The organism is Pseudomonas sp. Pse79, assembly GCF_024519615.1.
GTDB classification, from domain to species: domain Bacteria; phylum Pseudomonadota; class Gammaproteobacteria; order Pseudomonadales; family Pseudomonadaceae; genus Aquipseudomonas; species Aquipseudomonas veronii.
This window is the reverse complement of record NZ_JALJRR010000003.1, coordinates 231,542-247,218: the sequence shown is the minus strand read 5'-3', so window position 1 is coordinate 247,218 and position 15,677 is coordinate 231,542. Positions and strand designations below refer to the sequence as shown.

The 15,677-nt window shown below is 62.5% G+C and carries 12 protein-coding genes; 7 read left to right on the top strand and 5 right to left on the bottom strand.

What is annotated here, in order from left to right; all coding sequences use genetic code 11:
* The first annotated feature begins 19 nt into the window (after positions 1-19).
* From NR164_RS06740 to NR164_RS06725, 4 genes are all read left to right on the top strand, one after another.
* Positions 20-2,299, top strand: coding sequence for a TonB-dependent receptor (locus NR164_RS06740; protein ID WP_256822519.1), 2,280 nt, complete (start codon positions 20-22; stop codon positions 2,297-2,299).
* A gap of 17 nt (positions 2,300-2,316) precedes the next feature.
* The gene (locus NR164_RS06735) at positions 2,317-2,964 is read left to right on the top strand and encodes a MotA/TolQ/ExbB proton channel family protein (protein ID WP_046384169.1); all 648 of its coding nucleotides are present in this window, start codon (positions 2,317-2,319) and stop codon (positions 2,962-2,964) included.
* A gap of 56 nt (positions 2,965-3,020) precedes the next feature.
* A complete protein-coding gene (locus NR164_RS06730) occupies positions 3,021-4,238 on the top strand; it encodes a phospholipase D-like domain-containing protein (protein ID WP_256822518.1) in 1,218 nt (405 codons plus the stop codon).
* A 184-nt stretch (positions 4,239-4,422) separates the two neighbouring features.
* Positions 4,423-6,162 carry a dipeptidase gene (locus NR164_RS06725; RefSeq protein WP_256822517.1) on the top strand — a complete coding sequence of 580 codons (1,740 nt, stop codon included), beginning with the start codon at positions 4,423-4,425 and terminating at the stop codon, positions 6,160-6,162.
* Positions 6,163-6,215: 53 nt separating this feature from the next.
* Here NR164_RS06725 and NR164_RS06720 read toward each other — a convergent pair whose 3' ends face one another.
* Positions 6,216-7,721: an acetyl-CoA hydrolase/transferase family protein gene (locus NR164_RS06720; RefSeq protein WP_256822516.1), complete on the bottom strand. Its 1,506-nt coding sequence runs from the start codon at positions 7,719-7,721 to the stop codon at positions 6,216-6,218.
* Positions 7,722-7,764: 43 nt separating this feature from the next.
* Complete coding sequence (locus tag NR164_RS06715; protein WP_046384173.1) at positions 7,765-9,543, bottom strand: acyl-CoA dehydrogenase; 1,779 nt, start codon at positions 9,541-9,543, stop codon at positions 7,765-7,767.
* A gap of 259 nt (positions 9,544-9,802) precedes the next feature.
* Between NR164_RS06715 and NR164_RS06710 the strand changes: the two genes are divergently transcribed.
* Positions 9,803-10,822: an AraC family transcriptional regulator gene (locus NR164_RS06710; RefSeq protein ID WP_046384174.1), complete on the top strand. Its 1,020-nt coding sequence runs from the start codon at positions 9,803-9,805 to the stop codon at positions 10,820-10,822.
* Position 10,823: 1 nt separating this feature from the next.
* On the opposite strand, the gene NR164_RS06705 is transcribed toward NR164_RS06710, so the two are convergent.
* Positions 10,824-11,870, bottom strand: a complete 1,047-nt coding sequence (locus tag NR164_RS06705) for an AraC family transcriptional regulator (protein ID WP_046384175.1) — start codon at positions 11,868-11,870, stop codon at positions 10,824-10,826.
* A gap of 161 nt (positions 11,871-12,031) precedes the next feature.
* On the opposite strand from NR164_RS06705, the gene NR164_RS06700 reads away from it, so the two are divergent.
* Both NR164_RS06700 and NR164_RS06695 read left to right on the top strand, forming a co-directional pair.
* A complete protein-coding gene (locus NR164_RS06700) occupies positions 12,032-12,883 on the top strand; it encodes a 3-hydroxybutyryl-CoA dehydrogenase (RefSeq protein ID WP_017846817.1) in 852 nt (283 codons plus the stop codon).
* Positions 12,876-13,490: a TetR/AcrR family transcriptional regulator gene (locus NR164_RS06695; RefSeq protein ID WP_017846816.1), complete on the top strand. Its 615-nt coding sequence runs from the start codon at positions 12,876-12,878 to the stop codon at positions 13,488-13,490. Before NR164_RS06700 ends, NR164_RS06695 begins: the two co-directional genes overlap by 8 nt.
* 6 nt (positions 13,491-13,496) lie before the next feature.
* Here the strand turns inward: NR164_RS06695 and NR164_RS06690 are convergent, their stop codons facing one another.
* Positions 13,497-14,132, bottom strand: a complete 636-nt coding sequence (locus tag NR164_RS06690) for a response regulator transcription factor (RefSeq protein ID WP_017846815.1) — start codon at positions 14,130-14,132, stop codon at positions 13,497-13,499.
* Between the two features lie 16 nt (positions 14,133-14,148).
* Positions 14,149-15,648, bottom strand: a complete 1,500-nt coding sequence (locus NR164_RS06685; protein WP_256822515.1) for an ATP-binding protein — start codon at positions 15,646-15,648, stop codon at positions 14,149-14,151.
* Positions 15,649-15,677: the final 29 nt, after the last annotated feature.

The window sequence follows — 15,677 nt, the reverse complement described above, 5'->3', positions numbered from 1 at the left end:
CGACACTAGGACGACACTGATGAGGTTCACACGGATTCATCTGGCACTCGTTGCCGCGAGCATGGGGCATGGCATGGTCATGGCCGACACCGGCGACAGCGACGTCGGCACCATCGGCGTACAGGGCAAGGCCACTGCCGGTGGCGGTTACATGGTGCAGGAAGAAAGCATCAAGGGGCGCTCCACGATAACCAAGGAAGCGCTGGATAAACAAACCGCCACCGGCAACGCCATCGACAAGCTCAAGTACACCCCGGGCCTGAACATCTCCAGCGAAGATGCCACCGGCCTGTCGGGTTTTCGCTTCACCATGCGCGGGCTTAACTCCGACCAGGTGGGGATGTCGGTGGACGGCATGCCGATCAACGACTCCGGCAACTATGCGCTGTACTCCAACCTGTTGGGCGACCCGGAAAACATCGACCAGATTTTCGTCACCCAAGGCTCGTCGGAGGCCGACGGCCCGCACATCGGTTCCAGCGGCGGCAACATCGGTATCGTGACCATTCGCCCCACCAAGGAAACCGGGGCCTTCGTCAAACAGACCATCGGCAGCAACGCCACCCGCAAGACCTTTGCCCGGCTCAACACCGGTGAGGTCAACGGCCTGAGCAACTGGCTGTCGGCGTCCCATACCGAAGGGCAGATGTGGCGCGGCTCGGGCGCCGTGCGTGCGGACAAGGTCGAGTGGAACAGCTTCTTCGACGCCGGCAACGGCAACACCGCCAACCTGATCCTCAAGTACCACGAGCAGGACAACAACAGTTACAGCCAACTGACCAAATCGCAGTTCCAGCAGAAGGGCCGCAAGTTCGACCCCTACCCCGCCACACCGACGGTCGGCAGCAACGGCAAGCTCAACAGCTACTACGCCCTCGCGCAGAACCCGTTCCAGACCTTTACCGGCGTACTCAATACCCAGTTCAAACTGGCCGACAACCTGGCCCTGTCGGTGATCCCGTATTACTACTGGGGTAACGGCAGCGGCGTCGGTTCGTCGAGCTACGCGCTGAACCGCGGCTCAAACGCAGGCGGCGTCTTCGACCTGGGCAACTTGCCCACCGCCGCGCAATACAATGCCGACGGTTCCTCGACCACCGGCGTGTACTACCGCCCCTCCCGCACCCAGACCTGGCGCCCCGGCATTACCACCAAACTGAACTGGGACCTGGGCGATCACAGCCTGCAATTCGGCTACTGGTACGAGCGCGCGCGCCAAAGCCAGACCCAACCGTTCATCGCACTCAAGAGCAACGGCAAGCCTACCGACACCTGGCCGGACGGCACTTCCGTGGTCGATGCGAACGGCAACACCGTGCAGGGTCGCGACCGCTTCACCATCACGCCGGCGCAGAAAGTCTGGGCCCAGGACACCTGGTACATCAACCCGGACTGGACCCTGGTGGCCGGCCTGGCCTATATGAACGTCAAGCGCGACGGCACCAACAACGGCAGCCTCACCGAGCAGCCGGAAAAACGTCACCAGACCTACAACAAGCTGCTGCCCAACGCCGGCCTCAAGTACCAGCTCGACGAACGCGACCAGTTGTTCTACAGCCTGTCGCGCAACATGCGTATCCCACAGAACTACGTGCTGTACGACAAGGGCGTGGACTCGATCAACTCCAAGCCGGAAACCAGTTGGAACCATGAGCTGGGCTGGCGCTTCACCGGCGACGACATGACCGTGGCCGCCACCTTGTTCTACATGCAGTTCAAGGATCGCCAGGTTTCGTCCAAGGACGTCAACGGCGACTTCGCCGACATCAACGCCGGATCGGTCAACAACAGCGGCCTGGAGCTGGAATGGAGCGGCCTGCTGCCCCACCACTTCAACTACTACACCTCCTACACCTATACCAAGGCCGAGCAACAGGACGACTTGACCGTGTACAACGCGGGCAAAGCCATCCTGTTGCCCACCAGCGGCAAGCAGTTCGCCAACGTGCCGAAAAACATGCTGGCCGCCAACATCGGGTATGACGACGGACGCTTCTACGGCACCTTCGGCGGCAAATACACCAGCAAGCTCTACGGTGACCTGACCAACGACGAAGCCATCTCCGGCCGCACTGTGTTCAATGCCGGCGCCGGTATCTACCTGCCGGTGGACAAGAAAGTGGTGAAGGACGCAACCCTGCGCCTGAACGTCGACAACCTGTTCGACAAGAAGTACCTGGACGGCGTGTACACCACCAAGACCAACGCGGCCAGCTACAGCGGTTTCCGCGACGGCGACCCGGCCTACATCGTTGGCCTGGAACGCACCGTGACGGTGTCCCTGGAAGCCAATTTCTAACGGCGAGGTAATCGAACATGAACATGAACCTGCTCCACGACATCACCTTCTATGTGATGTACGCCGCGATGGCCATCGCCATCTTTATCACCATCGAGCGCGGTATTTACTTCGCCTATGTGCGCCGCCAGGCCCGTGCCTTGACCGAGGTGCTGGGCGCCCACGTACACAGCGAACGTGACCTGCCGGAAAGCCTGAGCCGTCGCGACAGCCTGCCGCTGAACATGGTGATGCCGGTGCTGGCACAGAAAGCCTCGCAGGGTTCGCGCAAGGACCTGGATGATGTGATCGAAACCCAGTACCTGACCACCCGCGCCCCACTGGCCCGCAGCCTGTGGATCATCGAAACCATCACCACCGCCGCGCCGTTGCTGGGCTTGCTCGGCACCATCCTCGGCATCATCGACACCTTCAAGGCGTTGGCCAGCGCGGGGGTGTCCGACCCTGGGCAGATTTCCGGCGGTATCGGCACCGCGTTGTTCGCGACGGGCCTGGGGATCGCCATCGCGCTGTTCTGCGTGGTGTTCCACAACTTCTTCCAGGACAGCCTGGAACGCATCAACGATCAGTTGAAGATCCTGCTGATCCGCGCTGCCACCGGGGCCCGCGTGCAGGGCGAAGTGCCGCACCTGGTGCCCACCTCGTTGCACAGCCGCACGGCATGACTGTCAGGGCGGGCGCGTGAGGCGCCCGCCCTGTCTTTTTCCCTGACGAGATGCCTATGTCCCTATCGATGAAATGCCGTATCGCCGGCCTCGCCGGCTTGCTGCTCAGTCCGCTGGCCCAGGCGGACTTTTCAATTCCGGGGTTTGAACTGGTACACACCGTGCCGCTGGACACCGACCTGGCGAGCGCCGATCTACGCCAGCCGGGCCCGGTATGGATCGAGCTGTTCGACGGCGCCAAAAGCACGATCGACATCGGCCAGTTTTATGCCGCCGACCATCCAGGCTCGGTGCTGGAGCGGGTGATCGAGCGCCTGGAAGCCGCCGGTAAACGCGGCGTGAAAATTCGCTTCCTGCTGGAGGAAAAAGGCATTCGCCTATCAGAAGCTTCCACCCTGGAACGCCTGCGCGCGATTCCCAACCTGACCTTGCGCGTGCTGCCCTACGCGCAACTGAGTGGCGGCATCATCCACGCCAAATACATGGTGGTGGATGGGCAGCAGGCGTTTGTCGGCAGCCAGAATTTCGACTGGCGTTCCCTGGAACATATCCACGAAACCGGGCTGCGCATCACCGACGCCACGGTGGTCGGCCAGGTCCAGGCGATTTTCGATCAGGACTGGCAAGCCCAGGCGGCGCTGAGCGCACACAGCCCGGTGCCGCTGCCGATGGCCGGCCAGGCGCCTGCGCGCAGCGGCAATTACCTGGTGGCCAGCCCGCAACGCTACAACCCGCCCGGGGTGGGCGACTCCCAACTCGAACTGCCGCGCCTGCTCGGCGAAGCCAAGCACGAAGTGCGCGTGCAACTGCTGGACTACGCGCCGCTGTCCTACGGCCCGGATAAAACCCGGCCCTACTACGCGGTGATCGACAACGCGGTGCGTGCCGCCGCCGCACGCGGGGTGTCGATCAAGCTGATGGTGTCCAACTGGAACACCGATGCGCTGGAACTGCCCTATTTGAAAAGCCTCGCAGTGCTGCCCAACGTGCAGATCAAGATCGTCACCCTGCCCCAGGCCAAACAAGGGTTTATCCCCTACGCACGGGTGATCCACAGCAAGACCCTGGAGATCGACGAGCAAGTGGCCTGGGTCGGCACCAGCAATTGGCTGGGCGGTTATCTGGATAATTCGCGCAACCTGGAGGTGGTCATGCGCAGCGAAGCGATGGCCAAGCGTATAGGCCAATTGCACGAGCAGTTGTGGGATGGGCCCTACGCCAAAGCACTGGACGTAACGGCCGATTACCCTGCGCCGCACCCTGGCCAACCTTGACCTGAACACGATTCAACGCCCGCGCGCACAGGGATGTACCCTTCGACGCGGGGGCGTTTGACTGAGAAATTTCCTACTCCCAGGTCTGCCATTCTCAGCCCGTGCGGTGGTAGTGTGTGGAAATATTTCTGACTTAATGATCAGAAATCTCCCACTCACTACCAGCAAAGGAATGCGTCCCGCCATGTACTTTCCACTCAAGCAATTGGCTGTCGCCAGCGTGTTCGCCGCGAGCCTTTCGACCCTCGTCAGCCCGGCTTTCGCCAATATCACCCCACAGCAGAGCACGGCGATTCTGAAGGACTTCAGCCAAACCTCGGTCACTGACTTCAACGGTTTCCTCGGCACCCTGGCCCAGGGCGAGCTGGGCAAAACCAGCGATACGGGGCCGGCGATCAGCGCCTTTCTCGAGCACAAACCCCTGAGCGCCGAGCAACAGAACGAAATCAATCGCCTGCTGGGCATTTATGCGCGGCTGAAATACGCCAAGGCCGCCACCGAGACCCTGCGCGAGCTGGTGGAAATTCCGACGTTCAACGTCGACGGCGTGCCGCAGTACAAAAACCCGCAATTCCTCAAGATCGCCGACAAGCTGCAGGGCCTGGCGAAAGCCTTCAACCTGAACTTCCGTAACATCGATAACCGCGTGTACGAAATCTCCCTGGAAGGCAGCGGCGATGAAGTGGTGGGTATCCACGCGCATGCGGATGTGGTGCCGGTGACGCCGGAAAACTGGGTGTTGAAAGACGGCACCCGGCTCGATCCGTTCAAGGTCACGCTGATTGGCGACCGCATGTACGGTCGCGGGACTGAAGACGACAAAAATGGCATCGTGGTGGCGATGTACGCCATGAAGGTGATCAAGGAAGAGAAGCTGCCGCTGGCGCGCACGTTCAAGCTGCTGGTGGACACCACCGAGGAAACCTCCGGCGACGCGATCCCCTATTACTTCGAACGCAACCCGACGCCGCCGTACAACCTGGCGCTGGATGGCGGCTACCCGGTGGTCATTGCCGAAAAAGGTTACGGCACGATCATGGCCACCTTCCCACGCCGCAAAGGCGAAGGCAAAGGCGCAGAGATCATCGCCATGACCGGCGGCAAGGCCACCAACCAGATTCCCTCGGCGTCGGTCGCCACGTTGCTCAGCGACAAACCCGCTGAGTTGGCGGCCAGCCTGCAAGAGGCCGGTACGCAATACGCCGAGCGCAATGGCGGTGACTTCCAGGTGAGCGCCAAGGTGGTCGGCAAACAGGTGCAGTTGACGGTCACCGGGGTCTCGGCGCATTCGTCCGAACCGGAATCCGGGGTGAACCCGGTTGCGCGCATGCTGGAGCTGATCCACAGCGTCGATGGCAAGATCGCCCTCAAGCACAACCACATCACCGACGCGGCGCGTTATGCCGCCGACAATTGGGGCCTGGATTACCTGGGCGGCAAATTGGGCGTGGGCTTCGCCGATGACTTCATGGGCCCGCTGACCACCTCGCTGACGTTCGTCGACCTCGATGACAAGAGCTTCAAGCTGGCGGTGAACCTGCGCGTGCCCAAGGGTCAGTCGCCGGAGAAACTCAAAGCGCAAATTGCCGACAAGCTCAGCGCCTGGGACAAGAAAACCAAGGTCAACGTGAACTTCACCTACTCGATCGCCGAACCGATGTACCGCAACCCGGAAGGTGAGTGGGTCAAGGCCTTGTTGGCGGTGGCCACGGAAAACCTGGGCATGAAACACGCGTTCGGCACCTCGGCCGGCGCCACCTCCGTGCATGAACTGCCCAACGGCGTGCAGTTCGGCCTGGCACGCCCGGAAGAGAAGTACACCGGGCACACCGACAATGAGTTCAAGACCGTCGAGCAGTTCCTCCTCGACCTGCAGATCGTCACCGAAATGATGGCGCGGGTCGGTCAGTTACCGCAGCTCTGAATGCGGCAGGAGCCCGCCGCAATGGCGGGCTTGTTTCAGTTGGCGCAGACACCCTAGACGCCGACCGCGGCCGCCTGCATCGAACCGGTTTCCTGCAGGTTGATGTGCCAGCTCAAGGCCTTGCTCAACACATGCGGCGTATGCCCACCTTTGGCGCACGCGGCCTTGAAGTAGCTGCGCAACGCCTCGCGATAATCCGGATGCACGCAGTGGTTGATGATCAACTCGGCCCGTTCTTTCGGCGCCAGGCCGCGCAGGTCGGCCAGCCCTTGCTCAGTCACCAGGATATCGACGTCATGCTCGGTGTGGTCGACATGGCTGACCATCGGCACCACGCGGGAAATCGCACCGTCCTTGGCGATCGACTTGGTCACGAAAATCGACAGCAGCGCGTTGCGGGCGAAATCTCCCGAACCGCCGATGCCATTCATGATCTGCGTGCCACAGACGTGGGTGGAATTGACGTTTCCGTACAGGTCGAACTCCAGCGCGGTGTTGATGGCAATCACGCCTAAGCGTCGAATCACTTCCGGGTGATTGGAAATTTCCTGGGGCCGCAACACCAGGCGGTCGGCGTATTTTCCCAGGTTGCCGAACACCCGCTGGCCGCAGGGGCCGGACAAGGTAATCGAACAGCCGGAGGCAAACTTCAGCTTGCCCGCGTCGAGCAATTCGAAGGTCGAATCCTGCAACACCTCCGAGTACTGCACCAGGTCGGTGAACGGCGCATCGATCAGCCCGCACATGACGGCGTTGGCAATGGAGCCGACGCCGACTTGCAACGGCGCCAGGCTTCTGCCCAAGCGTTTGTGCTCCACTTCCTGCTCGAAAAAAGCCACCAGATGGTCGGCAATCACCTGGGTCTCATGATCGGGCGGCAGCATCGGAATCGCAGATTCCGGCGTGTCGCAGAGCACGATGGCGACGATCTTGGCAGGGTCAATTTCGATGGCCTGGGTGCCGATGCGATCATCCGCGCGGATGACCGGAATCGGCCCGCGGCCAGGGCGCCCGTGGGGCAGGAAAATATCATGCATCCCTTCGAAATAGGGGCTGCTGGCCAGGTTCAGCTCAACGATGACCTGCCGTGCCGTCTGGGCGAAACTGGCCGAATTGCCGACCGAAGACGTCGGCACGATATGGCCCTGCTCAGTGATCGCCACCGCTTCAATCACCGCAATATCCGGATTGGGCAGGCTGCCGTCACGCAGTTGTTCGACCACTTCGCTCAGGTGCTGGTCGATAAACACCACACGGCCTTCGTTGATCGCCTTGCGCAGCACCGGGTCGCCTTGAAACGGCATGCGCCGCGCCAGCAGCCCGGCCTCGGCCATCTGCCCGTCCAGGCCACGACCGAGGCTCGCGCCGGTGATCAGATTGATCTTGAGCGGATCCTGCCGCGCTCGTTCGATGAGCGCCAGCGGCACGGCCTTGGCGTCCCCTGCGCCACCGAAACCACTCATGCCCACGGTCATGCCGTCTTGAATGAACGCGGCGGCCTGCGCCGCGCTCATGATTTTTTCGTGCAAGGAATCCAGGCGGATGCGCTGGTGATGCATGGGGTGAACCTCAAAAAAGTTAGGCACAAAAACCAACGCGCTGTCAGAACTGTTCTTCATCCAACGCCATGATGCTCGCGCTCCCAGCGCTGACCGCCGCCAACAATGCGTGTACCCGCGGCAACAATTGCTCCGCGTAGAAGCGTGCGCTGACGCCCTTGGCCTTGAGGAAGGCCGCATCGCCCGTGCCGGCTTCCAACTGCGCATGCGCCTGCACAGCAGAACGCGCCATGAGCCAGCCGCCCGACAGGTAGCCGAAGAGCATCAGGAAGTTGACGCTGACACTGCCGGCCCAATCCGCATCGTGCTTGGCGTTGTCGAGTAACCGCGACAAGGCCTCGCGCCCGGCGCCGAGCGCAGCGGCCAGTGCCACGGCCTGATAGTCGAGGGCATCGATGTGACGCAGTTGCTCGACGGTTTCATCCATTTCCTCGAGCAGGCTGTTCAGTAACGCGCCTTGGTTCAACAGGGTCTTGCGCCCCACCAGGTCGAGCGCCTGAATGCCGGTGGTGCCTTCATAAATGGTCAGGATGCGCGCATCGCGATAATGCTGCGCCGCGCCGGTCTCTTCGATGAAGCCCATGCCGCCGTGGATTTGCACGCCGAGGGAGGTGACTTCCTGGGCCAGTTCGGTCAGCCAGCCTTTGACGATCGGGGTGAACACATCGACCCGCCCCTGGTGATGGCGCGCCAGCTCCGGCGTGGGCGCATGCGCGGCACGGTCGACTTCGGCGGCGGCCACCAGCGACAACGCGCGCATCGCTTCGATGGACGCTTTCATCTGCAACAGCATCCGGCGCACATCGGGAAAGTGGATGATCGAGAAACGGCTGCCATCCTTGCGCGTGCCCTGCAGACGGTCCTTGGCGTATTGACGGGCCTGCTGGTAAGCGCGCTCGGCAATCGACAGCCCCTGCAGGCCGACACTCTGGCGGGCGTGGTTCATCATGGTGAACATGCAGGCCAGGCCCATGTGCGGCTCGCCAAGCAGATAACCGACGGCCCCTTCGGGATCGCCGAAATTCATCACGCAGGTCGGGCTGCCATGAATGCCCAGTTTGTGTTCCAGGGAGATGCACTGCACGCGGTTGCGCACACCCGGCTGGCCCTGGGCATCGAGCAGGAACTTGGGCACCACGAACAGCGAAATGCCTTTGACGCCCGCCGGCGCATCCGGCAAACGTGCCAGGACCAAATGCACGACGTTGTCGGTCATCTGGTGATCGCCCCAGGTGATGAAAATCTTCTGCCCGGTGATCAGATAGTGGTCGCCCTGGGGCACGGCGCGGCTCTTGATGGCCGCCAGATCGGAGCCGGCATCCGGCTCGGTCAGGTTCATCGTCCCGGTCCACTCGCCGCTCACCAGTTTTTCCAGGTAGGCGCCTTGCAGTTCGGCCGAGCCGTGATGGGCGATGGCTTCGATGGCGCCCTGGGTCAACATGGGGCACAAGGCGAACGCCATATTGGCTGAGTGCCAGATCTCATTGACGGCCGTGCCGATCACGTTCGGCAGGTTCTGCCCGCCGTGTTGCTCCGCAGCGGTCAACGAGGGCCAGCCGCCTTCCTGGAATTGCCGATATGCCTCGGCAAAACCCGGTGCCTCTTGCACACCCTGTTCCCCCAGGTGCGTACCTTGGGTATCACCGACCCGGTTGAGCGGCGCCAGCACGCCGGAGCCCAAGCGGCCTGCCTCGCTCAAGATGGCGCTGACCAACTCGCTGTTGACATCCTGAAGCTGGGCGCTCGCGCACAACTGCTCAAAGCCGACCAGTTCCTCCAGCACGAATTCGGTGTCGCGGTACGGATGGGCATAACCACTCATTGTTACTTTCCTCATTCACTCGTTAGACAGGCCGCTACACCCTTCGCCCGCTACCCCATGCCGGGTAATTGACCAAAACGGCCATTACCTTAAAAACCCGGGTCGGTAGCAAGCAGGGACGGAGCCAGCAGCGCAAAGCTCTATTCAGCTTCCTCCGATCCAGCCCCGCGTGGCAATTACCAAATCAGTCGAAAAACAGACATAAACGGACAGTCACTTTTGGCTAAACTAACCTCCCCTGCTGCCGGACTCCTGAACGATGGGCATCGAGCGTTATTCCATCTCCATGTACTTCGCCCACATCCTGATGACGGCTGCGCGCCGCCTCGCGCTGGACGAAGAGGTATTGCTCAAGGAAGCCGGCATCAGCCGCAAGCGCCTGGACAACCTGCACCTGCGCATCACCCCCGACCAGTTCAGTCGCTTGATGCAGGCCGTGTGGCGCTTGAGTGATGATGAGTTTTTCGGCGCAGGTTCACAGCGCTGCCCGAAGGGCTGCTTCGCGATAATGGCCAAGCAAGTGATCCATTCGCACAACCTGCATTCGGTGTATTACAAGCTCAGCCATTTCTACAACGTGATGAACGACTCCCTGCACCTGGAGCTGAAAGTCGTCGGTGATGAGGCCATGTTTTCCATGGCCTTGAGCGACCCGAGCCTGGACCCCGGTTACCTGTTGAGGGGTTTTTTACTCTTGCTCTGGCATCGTTTCCCCAGTTGGCTGATCGGCCAGCGGATCACGCTCAAGCGGGTGACGTTCGACCATCCCGAGCCTGCCCATTCAGCGGAATACCGCTTGATGTTTCCGTGCCCCACGCATTTTGACCAACCTGAGACCTGCCTGGTGTTCGACGCCCGGATGCTCACCGCGCCGCTGGTACAAACCGCGGAAACCCTGGCCTACCACCTGCAGCGCGCACCGGTGGACTGGTTCACCCGCCCCGCCTATTACCCGGTTTACACGCGACGGGTGCTGGACCACCTGGAGAACGTCAGCGATCTCGCCAAGGCCACCATCCAGAGCACCGCCAGTGAGCTGCACCTGACGGAAAGAACGCTGCGGCGCAAGCTGCTGGCCGAAGGCAGCAAGTTCCAGAAACTCAAGGACGGGGTACGCCGCGACATGGCCATTCATTACTTGAGCCAGACGTCGATGTCGATCAACCAGACCTCGCAACAGCTGGGGTTCTCGGACCCTTCGGCGTTCACCCGGGCCTTTCGCCAATGGACCGGCGAGTTACCCAGGACTTACCGCGACGCGGCGCTCAACCGAAAATGACTCAGGCGTCCAGGCGCGCAGGCCGCGACACTTTGCCCTGGACCCGCTCGCGGTAACGCCCCGGGCTTTCGCCGGTCCACTTCTTGAACGCGCGATGGAATGCGCTGGGTTCCTGAAAACCGCATTGCGCGGCGATTTCACCGATGCTGGCGCGCGTCTGGCAGAGCAGTTCCAGCGCCAGGCTGCGGCGCACTTCGTCCTTGATCTCCTGAAACGAGCAACCTTCGCGCTCCAATCGGCGGCGCAAGGTGCTGGGGCTCATGTGCAAATCCACGGCCAGATCCTCCAGCGCCGGCCACTGGCTGTAGTGGCTGCCACGCAGGCGTTGGTAGACCTGGGTCGCCATGCCGTCCTGGTTGCGAAAGCGGATCACCAGCCATTGCGGCGCGCTGCGCAGAAACACCTTGAGCGACGCCAGGTCCTGCACCACGGCCAGACGCAGGTAGCTGCTGGCGAACTCGATTTCGGTGCGGGCCGCGCCAAACGTCAGGTTGTAGCCCCACAGCAATTGATCGTCGCTGAGCGGCGCACGCACATGGCGAAAGTCGGCGCGATCGATGGGCACGCGGCGTCCGCCCAGCCAGCACAGCAGGCTGATCATCAGCACCAGGAAGGTTTCCTCACCGTAACGCCGGGTGTCCTCATCGCCGCCGCCGACTTCCAGGCTGAGTACCGCGCGCTTGCCATGCACGCTGAGGCTGCCGCGAAAGTCGCGCAGGAACAGGGCGAAACTGGCCAGGCACTGGGTGAGCGCCTTGCCCAGGTTCGGCTCCTGGATCAGGCCACGGCAGATCAGGGCGAAACTGCCCGGCGGCATGCCGTGGGAGTCCAGGCGGAAGAACTCGTCGTTCAACTCACGGATCTGAATCAGCCATAACGCCGCAAACGCGCTGGCCGGCACCCGGGCCTCGGGCTGGGTCAGCAACGCCGGCGCGATGCCCGCTTCGCACAGCACCGCGGCGAGCCGCTCGGGCTGATCGCGCAGCGCATGGATCATGACCTGCACGAAGTAGACGGCAACCGAATCCTTTTCCCGGGTGGGCATCATTCTGAGTTCCTGTAGCGGACACATGGTAAGAAACGCCAATACAACTGACAGGTTTCGGCATAGGCCGCCACATTGTCGGGCCCTAGACTCTCGCCCAATGGACCGTATTGCAAGGCATGTCTGCCGTGCGACGGCAGCGCACAATTGAAGAGAGACTGACGATGAATCTGCAGAATATCGGCGTGATCGGCGCGGGCACCATGGGTAACGGCATCGCCCAGATCTGCGCCGTGGCCGGCATCAACGTGACCTTGCTGGACATCTCCGCCGGCGCCCTGGAAAAAGCCCTGGCCACCGTGGGCAAGAACCTCGATCGCCAAGTCAGCAAGGGCATCCTCAGCGAACCCCAGAAGCATACGGCGCTGGGCAAGATCCGCACCAGCACCGACTACGCCAGCCTGGCGAATGCCCAATGGGTCATCGAGGCCGCCACGGAAAACCTCGAACTGAAGCGGCGCGTGCTGCAACAGATCGCCGCTCATGTCGATGAGCAATGCGTGATTGCCTCCAATACGTCTTCGCTGTCCATCACCGAACTGGCGGCCGGCGTTAACGCCCCGGAGCGCTTTATCGGCCTGCATTTTTTCAACCCGGTGCCGGTGATGGGCCTGATCGAAGTGATCCGCGGCCTGCAGACCAGCGACACGACCCACGCCCAGGCCATCGAGCTGGCGCAGCACCTGGGCAAGACTGCGATCACCGCCGGCAACCGCCCGGGTTTCGTGGTCAACCGGATTCTGGTGCCGATGATCAACGAAGCGATCCTGGTGTTCCAGGAAGGCCTGGCCAGCGCCGAAGACATCGACGCCGGCATGTGCCTGGGCTGCAACCAGCCGATCGGCCCGCTGGCCCTGGCCGACCTGATCGGCCTGGACACCTTGCTGGCGATCCTCGAAGCGTTCTACGAGGGCTTCCAGGACAGCAAATACCGCAGCGCGCCGCTGCTCAAGGAAATGGTGGCCGCCGGTTACCTGGGGCGCAAGACCGGGCGCGGCTTCCATACCTATGGCTGAGTATCGCTCGCGCTTGTGCGAACACCGCAACAAGGCCCTGGAGTTGCTCGCCAGTAAAGGCTTCGGTCAAGTCGGCATGCGCGAGCTGGCCAGCAGCCTGGGGTTGACCCCGGGCTCGCTGTACCACCACTACCCCAGCAAGCAGCACCTGCTGCTGGATTGGATCGAAGAGTTCTACGAAGAACTGCTGACCACCCTGGGGCGCGTCGAGCAACGGCCGCGCTCACGCCAGGACAACCTGCAACGGCTGATCCACGCCCACCTGAATTTGCATCGAGAGATGCCATGGCACTTCCGCCTGGTGGAGCGTGATTGCGGCTGCCTCACGGAAGACCAGCAGCTACGGGTCCGGCAGTTGCGCGAACAATACGAGCGCCGACTGCTGCAAATGCTCGGGCGACCGCGGCGGCTGAGTGTCCACGCCCTGCAAGCGGCCGGCCACGCGATCGCCACGCTGCTGAACAATGCGCCGAGCTGGCTGGCCGGGCAGGCGCTGGATGATGCCGAACGCACCGAGTTACTGGAAAACCTGCTGACCGGCGCCATCGAGCGCGTGCTGGCAACAAGGGCCAGCGACCGGCCGAGCCTGCAGATTGCCGTGGCCTGAGGCCTATCAGCGCAATTGCAGGGGGTCCACCAGGCCGGCGGCAATCGCCATCCCCACCAGCTCCGGCAAATGGCTGGCCGCCATGCGCTTCATGACCCGCGCGCGATACAGATCGATGGTCTTGACGCTGACGCCCAACTGCTCGGCGATTTCGCGGTTGGTATAACCCTGCACCAACGGCAGCAATACATCGCGCTCGCGTGGCGTGAGTTGCTGCAGCCGCGCCTGTACCCGCGCCGGTCCTTCACCGAGGCTCTGGCGATGATCGGCCTTGCTCAGGGCCTGCAGGACACTGTCCAGCAGTAACTGTTCGTTGTAGGGCTTCTCGATAAAGTCATGCGCCCCGGCCTTGAACGCGCGGACCACAATCGGCACATCGGCGTGGCCGCTGACGAAAATCACCGGCAGGTGCAAATCACGGCTGCGCATGTGCTCCTGCACATTCAGGCCGCCCATGCCCGGCATGCGTACATCCAGCAGCACACAGGCGTTGAGGCGGCTGTCGCAGGCGTCGAGAAACTCGCGGCCACTGGTAAACGGCAGCGCCTTGAGGCCCACCGACTCCAGCAACCAGACGGTCGAGTCGAGCATCCCCTGGTCGTCATCCACCACATACACCACCTGTTCCGTCACGCTCACCATCGCTTGATTCCTCTTCTTATTGTGGAGCGCCGCTCTGCGCGAGCGTGGGCAAGCGGCAGCACATTTGCAGCCCGACCGGCATCGGTTCGGCCTGCAACTCGCCACCGAAGCCTTCGATAATGCTGCGGCTCATGGACAAGCCCAGGCCCAGGCCATTGGCCTTGCTGGTATAGAACGGCGTGAATATCTGTTCCAACTGCGCCGGCGAGACACCGGGGCCCTGATCGCTCACGTCGATCTGCACCCACCCGTCACGCTGCGCCAAGGCACTCATGACGATGAGCGAGGGCTGGCCGGGATGGGCTTCGCGATTCGCCTCGATGGCATTGCGCAGCAGGTTCAGCAGCACCTGTTCCAGCAACACCCGGTCGGCGTAAATCAGCGGCAGATTATCCGGCAGGCGATCCTCGATCGTCACCTGACAATCGCTGGCCTCCCAGGCACACAGGCGCACCGCTTCGCGGGCGACCTCGCCGGGGTTCAGCGCCTCCATGCGGCGGCGCCCCTTGCGCAGAAACGCACGCAAGCGCTTGATCACTTGCGCGGCGTGATTGGCATGCACCGAGATCCGCTCCAGGCCTTGAGCCACCCGTTCGGCCGCCGGCGAATCGCTGCCCATCGCGGCCAGATAACGCTGGCTGGCGTTGGCGTAATTGACCACCGCCGCCAGCGGCTGATTCATTTCATGGGCGATACCCGATGCCAGTTCACCCAGGGTCACCACGCGCGCGGTGTGCGCCAGTTCGTCCTGATGATGGCGTTGCTGGGCCTCGCGCAGCTCGCGTTCGGTCAGGGTGGTTTCCTCGGCCTGGACCCTGGCAGTGATGTCGCGGGACACGCTGACCACCTCCACCACCGCGCCGGTGTAGGTCTCGCGGATCGCCCGGCAGGCGGTTTCAAACCACAGGTAATGGCCCTGGCGATGGCGGATGCGATAGGTCATGGTGTAATAACCGTCCTGCTCCAGGCCCTCCCGGGCGCGCCGCACCAACCCCGCCAAGCCTTGCCGATGGAACAGGCGCTGTGCCCGAGTCCCGCGCAATTCCCCCGGCCAATAGCCCAGTAAGGCCCAGGAAGCCGGTGAAGCGTCGAGAAAAGCGCCATCCGGGGTGTGCCGGGAAATCAGGTCGGTGGTGTTTTCGATGATCAGCCGATACAGGCGCCGCGCCTTGGTGGATTCGCGCTCGGCGACAATCTGCGCGCTGGCTTCCCGGCAGCGCGCCAGCACGCGGTTTTCATCCGGGTCGGGAATGAACGTCCACACCAGAATGCGCTCGGCGAACTGTGCCTCGACGTTTTCGATCGCCCGCTGTTGCCCCAGGCACGCCTGCACCAGCGGCAAGCAATTGATCGGCAACAGGCTCATACAATCGACCGGGGACAACTGCTCAAGCAACGCCAGCAGCGCGGCGTTGAACTCCAGCGGCCGAGCCTGGGCATCGAGCAGCAGACTCGGCTGCGGGTCATGCCTGAGCAGCGGCGAACCGCCTGTCAAGCGCACGGAGTTGCCGATCATCATGGAACCTATACAGGGAGGGGAACGTC

Excerpts from the sequence above, each read along its gene's own strand:
- NR164_RS06685 (WP_256822515.1), bottom strand. The coding sequence starts at position 15,648 with ATGATCGGCAACTCCGTGCGCTTGACAGGCGGTTCGCCGCTGCTCAGG.
- NR164_RS06725 (WP_256822517.1), top strand. The coding sequence starts at position 4,423 with ATGTACTTTCCACTCAAGCAATTGGCTGTCGCCAGCGTGTTCGCCGCG.
- NR164_RS06730 (WP_256822518.1), top strand. The coding sequence starts at position 3,021 with ATGTCCCTATCGATGAAATGCCGTATCGCCGGCCTCGCCGGCTTGCTG.
- NR164_RS06710 (WP_046384174.1), top strand. The coding sequence starts at position 9,803 with ATGGGCATCGAGCGTTATTCCATCTCCATGTACTTCGCCCACATCCTG.
- NR164_RS06735 (WP_046384169.1), top strand. The coding sequence starts at position 2,317 with ATGAACATGAACCTGCTCCACGACATCACCTTCTATGTGATGTACGCC.
- NR164_RS06700 (WP_017846817.1), top strand. The coding sequence starts at position 12,032 with ATGAATCTGCAGAATATCGGCGTGATCGGCGCGGGCACCATGGGTAAC.
- NR164_RS06690 (WP_017846815.1), bottom strand. The coding sequence starts at position 14,132 with ATGGTGAGCGTGACGGAACAGGTGGTGTATGTGGTGGATGACGACCAG.
- NR164_RS06740 (WP_256822519.1), top strand. The coding sequence starts at position 20 with ATGAGGTTCACACGGATTCATCTGGCACTCGTTGCCGCGAGCATGGGG.
- NR164_RS06705 (WP_046384175.1), bottom strand. The coding sequence starts at position 11,870 with ATGATGCCCACCCGGGAAAAGGATTCGGTTGCCGTCTACTTCGTGCAG.
- NR164_RS06715 (WP_046384173.1), bottom strand. The coding sequence starts at position 9,543 with ATGAGTGGTTATGCCCATCCGTACCGCGACACCGAATTCGTGCTGGAG.
- NR164_RS06720 (WP_256822516.1), bottom strand. The coding sequence starts at position 7,721 with ATGCATCACCAGCGCATCCGCCTGGATTCCTTGCACGAAAAAATCATG.
- NR164_RS06695 (WP_017846816.1), top strand. The coding sequence starts at position 12,876 with ATGGCTGAGTATCGCTCGCGCTTGTGCGAACACCGCAACAAGGCCCTG.